The sequence below is a fragment of the Alteromonas sp. ABH4_453 genome, from assembly GCF_056160665.1.
The window spans coordinates 85,696-99,531 of the sequence record NZ_JBSWXP010000004.1 but is presented as its reverse complement, the minus strand read 5'-3'; the positions used below and the strand labels follow the sequence as shown (position 1 = coordinate 99,531).

Sequence of the window (13,836 nt, the reverse complement as noted above, 5' to 3'; positions counted from 1 at the left end):
GAGATAAAATGGTTATTGAGTAATGCTTTGCTGCTGGTATAAAAGCACAAGAACAACGAATTGTTGCGCAGAAGAATGTTTATTATGGCTTTGATTAACTAGAGTATAGTCTCAAACATTGCGTGCCGATTCTTACAAGTACGTACTGCTTTCCAGTTATTTCTGAACTGTTAGCGAAGGCCAAACAGTAAGCCAATTCTTAGAAGCAAGTCGCTGTTTAAAAACTTCGGGTCTTGGATATTTTGGGTTAATACTTATGGTGCCGACGAAGTTTGCTTCCAAACCAAATGGCGCGAGTATGTCTAAATCATCGTTGGCTAAAAGACGAACCGCAACACAGGTTTCTCGTTCTATCCAATAAGAAATAGCGTCGTGGCAATTTTGATAGGGAGCATGCTCGTGAGCTAAGTGCATACGCGCTTGGTTTTTAACTTGCCAATTTGCTTGGGGAACCATACGCGATAACTCGTGTTTAATAACTTGTTCTTGTACTTTTAGTTCTGATTTAGCGGCTGCAAAACTTGGGGAGTGAATGTGAGGTTGAGGTACGGATTCCATTGCTTTCTCAACTGTCGCAACGATTTCCGACGGAGTAATTCCACCACTAAAGTAAACAACATCAATATCGTTAAGCGGAGTCGGTGTAGTTCTTTCGTGTAACTCATCCCATATGGCATTTCGAACAAAACCTGCACCTATGTACCCTTGCGGTAAATTGAGCGTTCTCAAAGCGCGAAGGCAACGCATTCTGAAAGGGTCCCGCTTGATGACACCTTCAAGCCGTCTGCGCTTGTCCACGTTTAACCTTCATCTTTTATACGCAGTTTGCGTTTCCACTTGATGATATAAAAGCAAAAGGCAGCCATACTGCCACCAGCAAACCACCCTGCAATGATATCACTAGGCCAATGCACGCCCAATAAAATGCGGCTTAAGCCAATACAAAATACAAGAAAGGTGGCAGCAAAGTAGATCCACACTTTAACTGAAGCGTTTTGCGTGAAGTACGTTAACAAATAGGCTATATAGAAATAAACAAGCGTAGATAAGGTAGCATGTGCAGAGGGGAAGCTTTGTGTATACACACTCACATCCTGCATGGGCAGCGGAGGACGAGGCCTGTCGATGCCTGCTTTGAGTAAGAAGGTCGTTGCGATCCCCACGGCAACAGCAATCAAGAAAGTCAGTGCTTTTTTCTTTTCACCGGCCATCGCCAAGGCTCCGGCAACTGAAATCGTTACAAAAACAAGCGCCGTGTTACTGCCTAACGCGGTGATATCGCGAAGCGCGTCTTCTTTCCAACCTGATACATTGCCCGCTTCGCTAATTACATTGAATAACGCATTGTCAAACGTAGTCAGCACGCCCATGTAGACAAACAGCATCATAAGCAAAAAACCGGTGCCAAGTAGTAACACCTGAATAGAGGGTGTTTTAATGATATCTAAGTAAGAGGCTAGCGCGCCGCTGTTTTTCGTTTCACTGCTTGTCATAAATCTACTTCCATTTAGTACAAAAAGAACGTTATAGGTCGTGCTTGCTGCCGCCAAGGCAATGTGGCGATACCAGAGATTGTCCACCTCGCGCTTCCCATTCTGCGGGCGTATACGTGTGAAGTGCTAAAGCATGCACTGGCCCCTGCAGCGCTTCGGCGGCAAGACCGTTGATTTCTCTGTGCCTTGCAATCAAGCGCTTACCCTCGAAAGCACCGCTCACTACCGTTACTTTAAAGTGACTTTGAGCTCCCTCTGGAACATTGTGCATAAAACTTTCATCTACAACCTCGAGATAACTCGGATTAAGTGCTGCTTCAATTGTAGTTTCCAGAAACGCTTTTACTTGCATTTGGCTTACCTTGTTCTTTGAATAAGATGTCGGAATGTAAGGTTAATTCTACCACCGATAGGCTTAGCCGTCTTCGCAATACCGTGCACATAATGACTTTGTGTTGTTCCTGCCATAATTAATACGCTGCCGTGCTCAAGCACCTGTGTATGCTTTTCCTTTGTTTCTTTGTGCTTAAAAACAAAGGGCCTTGCTTCACCTAAGGTGACGGATGCAATAACAGGGTTTATGCCCAACTCAGGCTCATCATCTGAATGAAAGCTCATGCTATCTTGTCCGTTGCGATACCAATTCGCTAACACACTGTTGAACTTTGGGTTTTGGTTTGGAGCACATAACGCTTCACAACAGTGCTTAATACTTAGTAGGCTGTTCGTCCACGGATTTGGCGACATGGTTAAATTCGAATAGGTATAGGTGCAATCTTCATCACCGTGCCAGCTCTGAAGACGGGGAATTTTTACCGGCTTGCCAAACAATCTGATCGAGTCCTGACGCCAGGGTAACTCGTCCTTCAGTAACTCAAAAAAAGTATCTGCATCATTTTTTGATAGCGCTTGAGGAAAATAAGTAACATCGCCCTCCGACAGCGGGAGCTTATGAGATGAGCTATTGTGTTCTGGGGTCTCGAAAAGAGAAAACTGCATACGTAACTATGATATTTCCGGTGATTTATAATCTTGACTATGGGAACTTGAGCTCAAACGTACTTAAACACACTTGTGCGATTCCCCTAATTACACTCTAATTACGCATGCTTTGCTAATGTGGATTTTTCTGCGGTTTGTATGGTGATTCTTTAACCCACACGCGTTCACGGCTTGCCATACACATTCATTGTTCAAGAATAACGCCTTAATGGCTAGACCTTCCTGATATGATAAGATAAAGGTCGCGTACTTAAACCAAATAGCATTCCAACGTGAGTGCTTTGAGCCTTTCTCTGAAAACTGACTCCAATGAATACTGAATTTATTTTTGCCGACCGACAATTCTCGCTTATTCGCTACCCAGAAAAGCACCAGCATATAAGCCTTCAAGCATGGGATAGCGCCGATGAACTCGTTATTGAGCACATTGAGGCTTTACTAAGTGACGCGTCTCTTTCGATAGGCAGCGACGAGAATGATGGCTCAATGATGATATTTAACGACGATTTCGGTGCGTTGGGTTGTTGGTTTTCACACTTATCACCTTACTGGGTATCTGACTCTTACATATCCTTGCGCTCGTTATCTGAGAATTTAAAAGCCAATCATCTACTGGATAATGCAGAGGCGAGTAATAAAAACGGTCTACAAACCGCGCCGCTGAAAACCTTGACCAGCGTGCAAAGCTTAACGCTTAAGCTAGAAAAGGCGCCAAGTCTTGTTGTGCTTAAGGTCCCCCGCGCCCTCGCACTTCTTGAACAACAGCTTATTGATTTACAGAAATATGTTACGCCCGATACTCGCATCGTCGCAACGGGCAAAGTTAAGGCCATTACAAAGTCAGTACTTAACTTGTTTGAGCGATATATTGGGCCAACGACCACCTCTCTTGCTAAAAAGAAATCTCGGCTTATTTTCGCAACGCCTCGTGAGTCTCTAAAACTCGCTGACTCTCCCTATCCTACGCGCTGGCAGTGTAAAAGCACCATGGGCGCAGAGCTTACTATTGATAACCTTGCCAACACATTTGCTCGACAGTCGCTGGATATTGGCGCGCGTATTATGCTTGAGCACATGACGGTGAGTGCCAATGACGTTGTGGTAGATTTAGGCTGTGGTAATGGTGTACTGGGTGTAAACGCGCTGTCTCTCGCTCCTGACGCCAAAGTGATATTCGTGGACGAGTCCTATATGGCGTTGGAAAGTGCCCGACTCAACGTGCTAAACAACTTTCCGGATAAAATCGACCAGTGCGAGTTTGTAGCAAGCAACTGTCTGGAAACGTTATTAAACCGTGAAAATAAGCCTGCTGTTACCAAAATTTTGTGTAACCCGCCCTTTCATCAACAAAACGCAATTACCGATCATATTGCATGGCAGATGTTTACAGATTCTCGTGAATTGCTTATTAAAAGTGGTCACTTGGTGGTGGTTGGCAACAGACACCTTGACTACCACATTAAACTTAAAAAGCTGTTTGGTGGCGCCAAGGTACTTGCGAGTGATAAAAAGTTCGTTATCTTAGGCACTGCAAAACGCTAAGCGCGGAAAAAGGTGCAAAATGAAAGGTGCGCCGAAAAAGTGCACAAACTAAGGAATATATTTAAAGGCATTTTTATGAAGAAAATACTTTTATCAATGCTGACTGCCATTATGCTGATTGGCAGCAGTTCATCTGTTATGGCCAAAAAAGACGATGGGTCTCAGGTTCAGCCCGATAACTATTACCCAAGGGTGAAAATAGAAACCACTATGGGCGATATCGTGGTTGAGCTAGACAGAAGACGCGCGCCAATTACGGTAAATAACTTTCTTCGTTATGTGGATAAGCGCGCCTACGAAGACACTATTTTTCACCGTATAGTACCTGGTTTTGTTGTGCAAGGTGGAGGCTATACTGCTGACTTCAACGGCAAGTCGAACTTCCCCGATATATTCAATGAGTCTGGTAACGGTTTGACTAACGATCTGCACACCATTGCAATGGCTAGACAAGGTGACCCGCATACCGCAAACCGACAGTTTTTCTTCAATGTGAATGACAACAGCAGCTTAAACCCTGGAAGGGACTGGGGCTACGCGGTGTTTGGCGTGATTGTAGAAGGCGAAGACATTGTTGATGCTATGTCGGAAGTAGAAACTGAATACTCCATTCGCCTTAACGCGAATAACGTACCCATTGAGCCGATCATTATTAAAAAGATGACGGTGTTGCCGCCTCTATAACGACGGCTTGCTTTTCGTAAACTACTAACAAAAAACAGCCATAGAGAGCAATGCTTTATGGCTGTAATTCTAACCTGAACAAATGCTGTTTTGGAAAGGTTTTATCGAAGTAGAATCCCTGCTTTTTGAACCCTAGTCGCTGTAATAGCTTTTGCGATGCTTTATTATCTGGGTGTGTCATTGCGGTTAAAAAGCCATACCCCTCAGCAGTAGCCCAGGCTATAACCTTCTTGCATGCCTCATGGCATAAGCCGCTTCCTCTTGCTTCTGGCAGCATCGCAAAACCCAAATCTGGGCATTCAAATGCAAAGCGATTAAATAAACCACAAACCCCTAACGACTGTTTAGTTTTATTTAGCTCAACCGCAAGTAGACCGTACCCCCACTCTTCTCGTTGTGCATTGGTTTTCCCAATGTAATCGCAGGCATCGTCTAACGTATTTACATTTTTACTTCCAATGTACTTAAGCCACAGCTCGTCTTGCTGTAATGCCAATACCCAGTGTTGATCATCAAACGTGAGCGGTCTTAAAGTAATTTTATCGGAGGTTAAAATTGATACACCTGTCTTCACACTAAATTCTCTGATTAAGGGCGTTTGCTACTGCTAAAACTAGCGCTTCGCTAAAATTTTGTCTATCTGTTCAATAGCTTCACTATTTACCTTTGCTGCACGCGGGTACTTGGGTTGTGCTCTGTCATTTACTCTTGGGTGCTCCCATAGTGACGTATGTGTTACAAATCGCTCCGCTTCTTTTATGCCACCGTGTTCAAGGCAACCGGCCATACAGGTATCAATATAGGTTTGGTTAACAGGGAATGCTTCGCTTGCTGGCTCGCACGCGAGTGTTTCACAAATCCAGAAAGTAAACTGCGACAATCGCTCATTTAACGCACCTGTTACCTCACCTTGATGAAGGTGAAAATCGAGTGCTTTAGGGCTTACTTCAATAAACCTATAGTCTTTTTCCCTCTCCTGTAAGGCAGGGTTAATTTGCGTGGGGATAAGCTGAGCGTTCAGATGACTGTGGACGTTGGCCACGGCGCCTACATAGGTTTGCTCTTCATGAATACTGCGCGTTACCCAAGCCCGTTCGAAGCCAGATACAGTTACAGGGATCCCTTTAGTGAAAATGTTTGAGTGGCGTTCTCGACTGTCTTTACTAAGTAAGCTTCCGTAACCTAAAACCATATGCTTTTCGGTTTGCGTACTTAGCCAATTCGCTATTTCATTCATTTTTACCTCTACGTCATAGCCGCTTCATTATCACTATTTTCGGACTATTTATCTTTGCTGTGTAAAGCCCCAAAAAACTGCGTTCACCATTTTTCACACAGCATAAATAAAAAAGGCGGAGTAACAAGTTACACCGCCTTTGCTTAATACAGTAATGCTGTTAATTAAAACAACGCTCTCACACCCATAGTAAAGTTTCTACCTGGAAGCGGTGCTTGGTCTTTTAAGAAAGATGTATGAACACGGGCATCTTCATCAGTCAGGTTTTCACCACGGGCGAACAATACCCAGTCGATACCTTGAGAACCAAACTCATACTGTACGCTTGCATTTACCAATGTATAGCCATCGGTTGTGGTTTCGAACGACGCAACTTCGTTTTGGTCGTCGTACCATGTAAAGCCTACGTCAGCGCTTAAACCATTGTTCACGTAGCTCAATTCACTACCAAAGCGCATAGGTGGCGTGCGCGGAAGGTTGTCGTCTTCGATTTCTGCGCGAATATAGTCACCAAATACGGTTAAGCGTAGCGTATCTGTTAAATCAACATAGGTTTCTGCTTCGAAACCCCAGATGTCAGCGTCAGCCTGTTGAAAGTAATAGATAGGCAAGCCTTCTTCAGCGCCATGCTCATCATGCTCGTGCTCTTCGTGTTCGCCCTCTAGTTCTTCTTCCTCATGCTCGCCGTGTTCTTCATGCTCACTAAGTGCAATTAAACCTGTGCTCGTTTGGAAAATATAGTCATCCGCCTGATTATAGAAAAACGACGCACTGTAGCCCCAGCTTCCGGTAAATTTACGGAAAGTAATGTCTAGGTTGGTGCTTACTTCTTCTTTTACGCCTTTAAGTGTTTCTTCAATATGACCTTCTTCATCCATATCAAATACTAAACCCACTTCGTAGCTTTGGGTTGCTAAATGCTGGCCCGCAGAGAAAAGCTCTTGCTGGCTAGGCGCACGTTCGCTGCGTGATAAGGTTACAGCAATTGAATGACCTTCCTGATATTCCCAGTTAGCGCCTGCTGAAAGTGACAAGCTGGTAAAGTCATAATCAGGGAAGTTGAAGGCAACAGCGTGCTCTTCATGTTCTTCACCTTCATGCTCTTCGTCGTGTTCTTCGCCCTCGTGTTCCTCGCCTTCATGTTCTTCATGTAATACGTCAAGTTCCACTTCGCTGGCATCAGCGTCTAAGGTCGTGCGCTCTAGTCGGCCGCCAAGCTCAAACGTTACATCGCCTACTTTCTTTTGTTCTATTAGATAAAGTGCGTAGCTCGATGTGGTATTAGCGGGGGTAAAGGCTTCTTCGCCCACGGCATTGTAATCGCTATGATTAAACTGTAGCCCGAACACGCCGTGCCAGCCGTTCACTTCTTCGTGGTAAGCAGAAAGACGGATATCGCTCGACTCATTAGTGAATACCGTGCCTGGTTCACCGTCTTCAATCTCAGCATGTTCGTAGTCAGTGTAAGCTGCCGCAAATTTAAGGTTAGTTAGCCCTTCAAAGGGTGAATGCCATTCACCGGCTGCTTGATAGCGAGTCATATCTACATCAAGTAGCACACCCTCTTCGCCATGATCATGTTCTTCGTGCTCTTCATCTTCATGTTCTTCGTCATGTTCATCGTGCTCCTCTTCACCGTGAGCATGACTGTGGCCTGGCACGCCATATTCATTGTCTAACTGCTCAACCGCGAAGCCAAAGTAACCTTCGTCTGCTACGTAAGATAGACCCGCAACAATGTTGCGCGTTTCCATTGCGCTGCTTTCTAGTACGCCGTTAGGTTCATCTTCATCGGGGTCGATAGATGCAAAACCAGGTATATCTGCATTGTCTGTATCGCGATAAAAGCCATCAACATGCCATACAATATTACCACTGCCGCCTGTTACATCTGCACGAGTATACGCGCCGTCATTCACTGTGCTATAGCTAGTTTCAGCTTCGCCTTCTACGCCATCTATTTGGTACTGGGGAATGCGTTTATCTACTACGTTAACCACTCCACCGATAGCACCGCTGCCGTATTGAAGTGTTGCTGGGCCGCGAAGTACTTCTACCTGGGTTGCACTTGAAAGCGTAGTCGCTACGTTATGATCTGGTCCAACACGAGATACGTCAGAAACATCTAACCCGTTTTGAACTATTTTCACGCGAGGGCCATCGTTACCGCGAATAACCGGGCTGCTTGAGACTGGGCCAAAGTAGGTGCTGTGCACACCAGGCGCGTTTTTAAGGGTTTCACCTAACGTAGGCGCTTCGATTTTACGCAGTTTATCAGCACCAATTACGGTCACTGGTGTAACAGATTCCAGTACAGATGATTGAAGTGCGTTAGCGGTAACCACGATGTTTTCAACGGATGCAGGCTTTAAAACGAAGTCTACATTTTGATCCGTATTTACGTCGCCTAAGTCGTTATCACCATGAATGTAGTTTGAAGAATAAACATGTAAATGAATATGTGGCTGCTTTACATCGTCAAAACGGTAAATACCATTTGCATCGGTGTATGCTACACGGCGGCTGCCTTCGATTTTTACTTCAGCCCCTGCAACAGGTTGCCCTGCCGTGTCGGTGACTTTTCCCGTTACTGTGGTGGCATACACAGGCGTACTTAACAGCCCTGCTATGGACAAACTTAGCAGCGAACGCATTTTCATGGGTATTCCTCTGAGGATGTTATAACATTATCTGGTGATGTTATAACATTTTTCAGCATTGCCGTGCTCATGTCAACCGCAGGCTAACGTAACTTTCCAGTTATCTAGCGTTATTTAATGTTTTGTAACTGTTTAAGTGCAAAGTCTGCGCTTTTCTAACCCATAAGCAATATAAAGGCCTTAAGCTCTGCTTACCGTGAAGTTAAGCACCTCTTGTATGTGCGTTGCATTGGTTTTAAGCATAAGCAAACGGTCAATGCCCAGCGCCACACCTGAACACGGTGGCAATCCGGCATCTAGCGCGCTTAGAAAGTTCTCATCAATGGGCTTTATGGGTAACCCATTTTCTTTGCGTTTCTTGTTATCAGCTTCAAAGCGCTCGCGCTGCTCTTTTGCAGCACTTAACTCATGAAAACCGTTAGCAAGTTCAGCGCCTTGGTAATACACCTCAAAGCGTTCGGCAACCCGTTCATCAACTGGGCTTAGTTTGGCAAGCGCCGCCTGAGAAGCAGGGAAATCGTAGATGAAGCACGGTTTTTCGTTACCGATTTTAGGTTCGATCACATAGCTGAATAACAGTTGTAACTTGCTGTCATAGCTTAGGTTTTCCGGCGCATGCATATCTATGTTTTGCTTTTTCATTGCTTTTAGCAACGCATCGTTATCTGCACTTAACGGGTCAATATTTAAATAGGTTTGAAAAGCTTGCTGATACGTCATCTTGTCGGCCAAAGGCGTGTTTAGGGTTTCTTGCAGCAAGGCGTCAACCTCGTCCATTAGCTCAAAGTGATCAAAACCTAAGCGGTACCACTCTAGCATGGTGAACTCGGGGTTGTGCCAGCGCCCTTCCCCTTCATGGCGAAACGCTTTACACACTTGGTAAATACTTGCGCTGTCTGCGCACAGTAACCGCTTCATGGCATATTCAGGGGAAGTTTGAAGATACAGCGTGGTTGGCTTACCGGATAAGCCAAAGTTAAACTGTGTTTCAAAAGCATCTAGGTGTTCATCGGTAACTGTGCCGTTTGAAAGTAAAGGCGTATCTACCTCTAACACGTTTCTTGCGTAAAAAAACTCGCGGATGCTTCTGAGTAATTCAGCACGCGCAACACGCGTATCATGAGTGGTAGTAGGCTGCCAAAATTGCATGTATTAAAACCTAAATAGTAAGCTTAAACAAAAAACCGGTACACAAGGCACCGGCTTTTATACGTAAACAACATGCGCTAAAAGCGCGCTAGTTTTCGCTATTATTTTTGTGCACGAGACACGTATTCGCCAGAGCGCGTATCTACACGGATAACTTCGCCTGTTTGTACGAATAAAGGAACGCGAACAACTGCACCAGTGCTAAGCGTTGCTGGCTTACCGCCAGTGCCTGCTGTATCACCTTTAAGACCTGGGTCCGTTTCAGTGATTTCTAGCTCAACAAAGTTAGGTGGCGTTACCGTAATAGGAGAACCGTTCCACAGTGTAATGGTGCAAATGTCGTTTTCTACCAACCACTTTGTATTCTCGCCTACCGCTTTTTCGTCTGCAGCGATTTGTTCGAATGTATCGTTGTTCATAAAGTGGTAGAATTCGCCGTCGGTGTACAAGTAGGCAAGTTCCGTATCCATTACGTCAGCGCCTTCTACTGATTCACCTGAGCGGAAAGTTTTTTCTAAAACTTTACCTGAAATAAGCTTGCGGATTTTTACGCGGTTAAACGCTTGGCCCTTACCCGGCTTTACGTATTCGTTTTCTAGAATGTTGCAAGGTTCGCCGTCCAGCATGATTTTCAGGCCGCCTTTGAACTCGTTAGTGCTGTAATTAGCCATAATTCCTCTGTCTAAACATAAGGTACAAAAAGTTTCGTGGAACAAATAATACCTAAAAAACCGATTTCTGTAGAGCATAACTGGCAAAAAGAATTAGCAAGTAGCTTTACTGATCCTGCAAAGCTATTGCAACACTTAGATTTAGACCAAGAAAAATACGCACAACACATTAAAGCACGTCGTCTTTTTCCTATGCGTGTTCCACGACATTTTGTGGACCTGATGGAAAAAGAAAATCCCAACGACCCGCTGTTTTTGCAAGTCATGCCGTTAAGCGATGAATTCCTAACATCACCCGGCTATAGCGAAGATCCGTTAGACGAGCACGACACCGCAGGCAAAGGCATACTGCACAAATATGATTCTCGCGTGTTGTTAATGGTTCGCACCGGCTGTGCAATAAACTGCCGTTACTGTTTTCGCCGCCATTTTCCTTACGCCGACAATGCGGTAAGTAAGCACCAATGGCTTGATGTGCTTGAATACCTTCGCAATAATAACAAAATTAATGAGGTGATTTTTTCAGGTGGCGACCCACTGATGGCGAAAGATGAACATTTGTCGTGGTTAGCCAACGAAATTGCCGCCATTCCCCATATAAAACGCCTGCGTATTCATAGCCGTTTGCCGGTAGTGCTACCAGAACGAGTTAGCCATGACTTTGTTGAATGGTTTACCGCATTGCCGCTTCAAAAAGTATTAGTGCTGCACGCAAACCACGCGAATGAGATGTCAGAAACGCTAAAAAACCGATTAAACACATTGCGAGAAAGAGGTGTAACCCTACTCAATCAGTCGGTATTGCTAAAAGGCGTAAACGATTCCGGCGATGCCATAAGTGATTTAAGTGAAACACTGTTTGAGGCTGGTGTACTGCCCTATTACTTGCACGTGTTAGATAAAGTGCAGGGTGCGAGTCATTTTTATGTGAGTGATGATGAAGGCCGCGCAATTATGGAAGAAGCGATAAAGCGCCTGCCGGGCTTCTTGGTGCCAAAACTGGTGAGAGAAATTGGCGGTCAACCCGGCAAAACGCCTATCGACTTACATTTGCATCCGTAACTTACGCGTAGGTATCGATGTTGGCGCCTAACGCGGGGTTCGAAGATGACGGTTTTGGTACGTCAGCGGCTGATTCCAGCAGCTGAAGCGACGCTTTACCCTCTTGCTCTTGTTGGCTTTTTGCCAACTTAAGAGAGGCCAACTCAAGTGACGCACCGGACGTTCCAGAGGCACTAGCACCTTGTAGATCCATACCATTTTCCTTTGTTGCTTGTAGCAAAGTAAAAAAATGGGCAGAATTGCCCACCCTTACGATGTGTTGAGTGTTACGTAACCAGCAAGTTCGTTAGTGAACCGCAAGCTTTGTAATTTACAACATCGTTAAGTTATCGGCCTTGAAAGGCGAAACTTTAACCATTATTTACCGTAATACATTCGGCGTAGCATAAATGATAGCTGCGCAATATATATGAACATTAAGTGTGCGGCTAACACGTGCACCGGATTACATTAGAAACAAAAGGCGTGACTATGCAACAGAGCCAAGAGATGCAAGCTGTCCATCAACAACTTCAAGAAACACTTCAAACGCTGCACCGCAAAGCCGTTGATGCCGACCAAGTTTTAGATAACTTACAGCGCGATCAGAAAGGTAAGTTTGCTGCCGTATTCGCTGACGATAGCGGTTTCACTACATCAGCCAAGCGCTTTGGCCCCTATGTACAAGAGATAGCAAACGATTGGCAATCATTAAAGGAGCTGGATGACTATGCCGCTAAGCAGGCACTTGCACCTTTGGTTAAAAAAATTGAGTTGGCGCTGGTGACCATTGCGCAATTTCAGCAATCCCTATCTAAAAGCTAGCGCGGACTAAAATATATCTATGAACGAAAAGCCCGCTTTATTTGCGGGCTTTTTTGAAATTAGCTTCTCGCTTACGGCGAATTCTCACGCGCCTTACCGTTTATTTTTGATAAAGCGATAGCAAGGCTATTCTCCGCTTAATTTCCTGCACTTCTTTTAAGTATGCTTTACTGTCCACCCGCTGATATTGTTCAGTAAACGCTTGCTTACTTAAGCCTTCGGGCAGGCCTTCAATAGGCGGGATGATTTCAAGTTCACTTTGAATGCGCGCAATCGCATTTTGCACTTCCATCGCAGTATTTGGATGGGTAGCAACCTTTGCAAACTCAGTACCCGACATGTCTGCCGCTAAGTCTACAAAGCTATAGCCCGAACCACCGTTGCCCCGATCCATTAGCTCTTTAAACTCGCCAATTGCTAAAGACATACCTTGTTCAGCCATTAACTCTAATGCAGCAGAAATGATAAAGTGACGAGCCAAATCGTTGCGCTTGTGCAGCACAGCACCTCTGCGAGGCTTTAACGCTTTTTCGGAATCTGGCTGTATGTCGCCCACCAGAGTCCCAACACGATGATGCCCAACGTAAACCGCTAAAGCGAGGATTACCGCATTATTATGCAGTACTGCATCTTCAGGGGTTTGGCTTTGCTCTCTCGCCCGTGCCATCCCTTCGCGCAAGTATTCAATAAGGGATACCGGTTTACTTGATAAGGCTATTTCTCTACCAGACAAATAACGTAAATAGTACGCAGATAACTGCTGAAGCTCGGTCTGTTCGCTTACCGACATGTTCGACGCCACCACGTTTAACTCGCTTAGCAGCTCATCTAAACGCCCAACATCAAGGGTAAGTTCACCGCTTCTCATGGTCACACGTTCAACCCGCGATAACGCAATGGTGGCTATTTCTGATTGCGTATAAGAGTTCACCGTACGCTCTAAAAACCAAAGTAAAAATCGACCTGGAATGGTTAAGTCGCCAACTTGAACTTGCTCTATACGCAGGCTATCGCCAGGCAGCACTAGCGCTGAGGCATTTACATAATACCCCGTATTGTTGATAGCGTAAGTGATATTAATGGTTCCCGCCAATGGGGTGATATTCACTACGCCCTTAAAGTCAGGTAATGCACGCTGTAACACACCCACTAAGCTTTCGACTTGGGTTTCGGTGAGCGTAACTTGATGCCCCTCTTCTCGGCGGGAAAAGGCCTGTTGCAGCTGACCGAGGAGTTCATTAACGCTATCAGCACCATCTAGCTGCGTGGGCGCTGTCGATGCGACTAATGGCGCTTTTTGCACAGCCATAACCGTAACCGTAGCAACGCTTACTACAAGCAGAACAACTATGATGGCAAGAGTAATCAAAAGCCATTTTACGCTACGCAAAATCATGAGAAATCAACTGTACCTGTCATAACAATGAATAAAAAATAAATTAGCGCCTCTGGCGTTTTTTGCTGTAAAACAAAGAAAGTTACGCCCTAACGTGCTGGTTATACTACGTTATCTATTTTCGCGCCACCAGTGA

Annotated in this window: 15 protein-coding genes; 4 read left to right on the top strand and 11 right to left on the bottom strand. The window is 45.1% G+C overall.

What is annotated here, in order from left to right; translation table 11 throughout:
* Positions 1–156: 156 nt before the first annotated feature.
* The 4 genes from ACXAGV_RS09215 to ACXAGV_RS09200 are packed head-to-tail and all read right to left on the bottom strand — an operon-like array spanning position 157 to position 2,492.
* Positions 157–747, bottom strand: a complete 591-nt coding sequence (locus ACXAGV_RS09215; RefSeq protein WP_474873249.1) for a nucleotidyltransferase family protein — start codon at positions 745–747, stop codon at positions 157–159.
* 53 nt (positions 748–800) lie between these two features.
* Complete coding sequence (locus ACXAGV_RS09210; RefSeq protein ID WP_474873000.1) at positions 801–1,493, bottom strand: phosphatase PAP2 family protein; 693 nt, start codon at positions 1,491–1,493, stop codon at positions 801–803.
* A gap of 31 nt (positions 1,494–1,524) precedes the next feature.
* Positions 1,525–1,845, bottom strand: a complete 321-nt coding sequence (locus ACXAGV_RS09205; RefSeq protein WP_474872999.1) for a BolA family protein — start codon at positions 1,843–1,845, stop codon at positions 1,525–1,527.
* A gap of 5 nt (positions 1,846–1,850) precedes the next feature.
* Positions 1,851–2,492 (bottom strand): alpha-ketoglutarate-dependent dioxygenase AlkB family protein, encoded by a 642-nt coding sequence (locus tag ACXAGV_RS09200; protein ID WP_474872998.1) that lies wholly within the window; start codon positions 2,490–2,492, stop codon positions 1,851–1,853.
* A gap of 312 nt (positions 2,493–2,804) precedes the next feature.
* On the opposite strand from ACXAGV_RS09200, the gene ACXAGV_RS09195 reads away from it, so the two are divergent.
* Together ACXAGV_RS09195 and ACXAGV_RS09190 are read left to right on the top strand one after the other, a co-directional pair.
* Positions 2,805–4,037: a methyltransferase gene (locus tag ACXAGV_RS09195; protein WP_474872997.1), complete on the top strand. Its 1,233-nt coding sequence runs from the start codon at positions 2,805–2,807 to the stop codon at positions 4,035–4,037.
* 75 nt (positions 4,038–4,112) lie between these two features.
* Positions 4,113–4,721, top strand: a complete 609-nt coding sequence (locus ACXAGV_RS09190; protein ID WP_474872996.1) for a peptidylprolyl isomerase — start codon at positions 4,113–4,115, stop codon at positions 4,719–4,721.
* Between the two features lie 55 nt (positions 4,722–4,776).
* Here ACXAGV_RS09190 and ACXAGV_RS09185 read toward each other — a convergent pair whose 3' ends face one another.
* The 5 genes from ACXAGV_RS09185 to efp form a co-directional block, all read right to left on the bottom strand.
* Entirely contained in the window at positions 4,777–5,295 is a 519-nt protein-coding gene (locus tag ACXAGV_RS09185; RefSeq protein ID WP_474872995.1) for a GNAT family N-acetyltransferase, read from the bottom strand.
* Positions 5,296–5,334: 39 nt separating this feature from the next.
* Positions 5,335–5,958 (bottom strand): gamma-glutamylcyclotransferase, encoded by a 624-nt coding sequence (locus ACXAGV_RS09180; RefSeq protein WP_474872994.1) that lies wholly within the window; start codon positions 5,956–5,958, stop codon positions 5,335–5,337.
* Positions 5,959–6,122: 164 nt separating this feature from the next.
* Positions 6,123–8,618: a TonB-dependent receptor gene (locus ACXAGV_RS09175; RefSeq protein WP_474872993.1), complete on the bottom strand. Its 2,496-nt coding sequence runs from the start codon at positions 8,616–8,618 to the stop codon at positions 6,123–6,125.
* 180 nt (positions 8,619–8,798) lie between these two features.
* Entirely contained in the window at positions 8,799–9,767 is a 969-nt protein-coding gene (epmA, locus tag ACXAGV_RS09170) for an elongation factor P--(R)-beta-lysine ligase (RefSeq protein ID WP_474872992.1), read from the bottom strand.
* A 101-nt stretch (positions 9,768–9,868) separates the two neighbouring features.
* Positions 9,869–10,438 (bottom strand): elongation factor P, encoded by a 570-nt coding sequence (gene efp, locus ACXAGV_RS09165; protein ID WP_390380872.1) that lies wholly within the window; start codon positions 10,436–10,438, stop codon positions 9,869–9,871.
* 36 nt (positions 10,439–10,474) lie between these two features.
* On the opposite strand from efp, the gene epmB reads away from it, so the two are divergent.
* Positions 10,475–11,500 (top strand): EF-P beta-lysylation protein EpmB, encoded by a 1,026-nt coding sequence (gene epmB / locus ACXAGV_RS09160; RefSeq protein WP_474872991.1) that lies wholly within the window; start codon positions 10,475–10,477, stop codon positions 11,498–11,500.
* A 1-nt stretch (position 11,501) separates the two neighbouring features.
* On the opposite strand, the gene ACXAGV_RS09155 is transcribed toward epmB, so the two are convergent.
* Positions 11,502–11,693 carry a hypothetical protein gene (locus ACXAGV_RS09155; protein ID WP_474872990.1) on the bottom strand — a complete coding sequence of 64 codons (192 nt, stop codon included), beginning with the start codon at positions 11,691–11,693 and terminating at the stop codon, positions 11,502–11,504.
* A 278-nt stretch (positions 11,694–11,971) separates the two neighbouring features.
* On the opposite strand from ACXAGV_RS09155, the gene ACXAGV_RS09150 reads away from it, so the two are divergent.
* Positions 11,972–12,304: a hypothetical protein gene (locus tag ACXAGV_RS09150; protein WP_474872989.1), complete on the top strand. Its 333-nt coding sequence runs from the start codon at positions 11,972–11,974 to the stop codon at positions 12,302–12,304.
* Positions 12,305–12,404: 100 nt separating this feature from the next.
* On the opposite strand, the gene ACXAGV_RS09145 is transcribed toward ACXAGV_RS09150, so the two are convergent.
* On the bottom strand, positions 12,405–13,700 hold the full coding sequence (locus tag ACXAGV_RS09145; protein ID WP_474872988.1) for a hypothetical protein: 1,296 nt from the start codon (positions 13,698–13,700) through the stop codon (positions 12,405–12,407).
* Positions 13,701–13,836: the final 136 nt, after the last annotated feature.

Coding starts and splice junctions, on each gene's coding strand:
- ACXAGV_RS09180 (WP_474872994.1), bottom strand. CDS start 5,958: ATGAATGAAATAGCGAATTGGCTAAGTACGCAAACCGAAAAGCATATG.
- ACXAGV_RS09205 (WP_474872999.1), bottom strand. CDS start 1,845: ATGCAAGTAAAAGCGTTTCTGGAAACTACAATTGAAGCAGCACTTAAT.
- ACXAGV_RS09190 (WP_474872996.1), top strand. CDS start 4,113: ATGAAGAAAATACTTTTATCAATGCTGACTGCCATTATGCTGATTGGC.
- epmA (WP_474872992.1), bottom strand. CDS start 9,767: ATGCAATTTTGGCAGCCTACTACCACTCATGATACGCGTGTTGCGCGT.
- ACXAGV_RS09145 (WP_474872988.1), bottom strand. CDS start 13,700: ATGATTTTGCGTAGCGTAAAATGGCTTTTGATTACTCTTGCCATCATA.
- ACXAGV_RS09210 (WP_474873000.1), bottom strand. CDS start 1,493: ATGACAAGCAGTGAAACGAAAAACAGCGGCGCGCTAGCCTCTTACTTA.
- ACXAGV_RS09215 (WP_474873249.1), bottom strand. CDS start 747: ATGCGTTGCCTTCGCGCTTTGAGAACGCTCAATTTACCGCAAGGGTAC.
- ACXAGV_RS09200 (WP_474872998.1), bottom strand. CDS start 2,492: ATGCAGTTTTCTCTTTTCGAGACCCCAGAACACAATAGCTCATCTCAT.
- ACXAGV_RS09175 (WP_474872993.1), bottom strand. CDS start 8,618: ATGAAAATGCGTTCGCTGCTAAGTTTGTCCATAGCAGGGCTGTTAAGT.
- efp (WP_390380872.1), bottom strand. CDS start 10,438: ATGGCTAATTACAGCACTAACGAGTTCAAAGGCGGCCTGAAAATCATG.
- ACXAGV_RS09155 (WP_474872990.1), bottom strand. CDS start 11,693: ATGGATCTACAAGGTGCTAGTGCCTCTGGAACGTCCGGTGCGTCACTT.
- ACXAGV_RS09195 (WP_474872997.1), top strand. CDS start 2,805: ATGAATACTGAATTTATTTTTGCCGACCGACAATTCTCGCTTATTCGC.
- ACXAGV_RS09150 (WP_474872989.1), top strand. CDS start 11,972: ATGCAACAGAGCCAAGAGATGCAAGCTGTCCATCAACAACTTCAAGAA.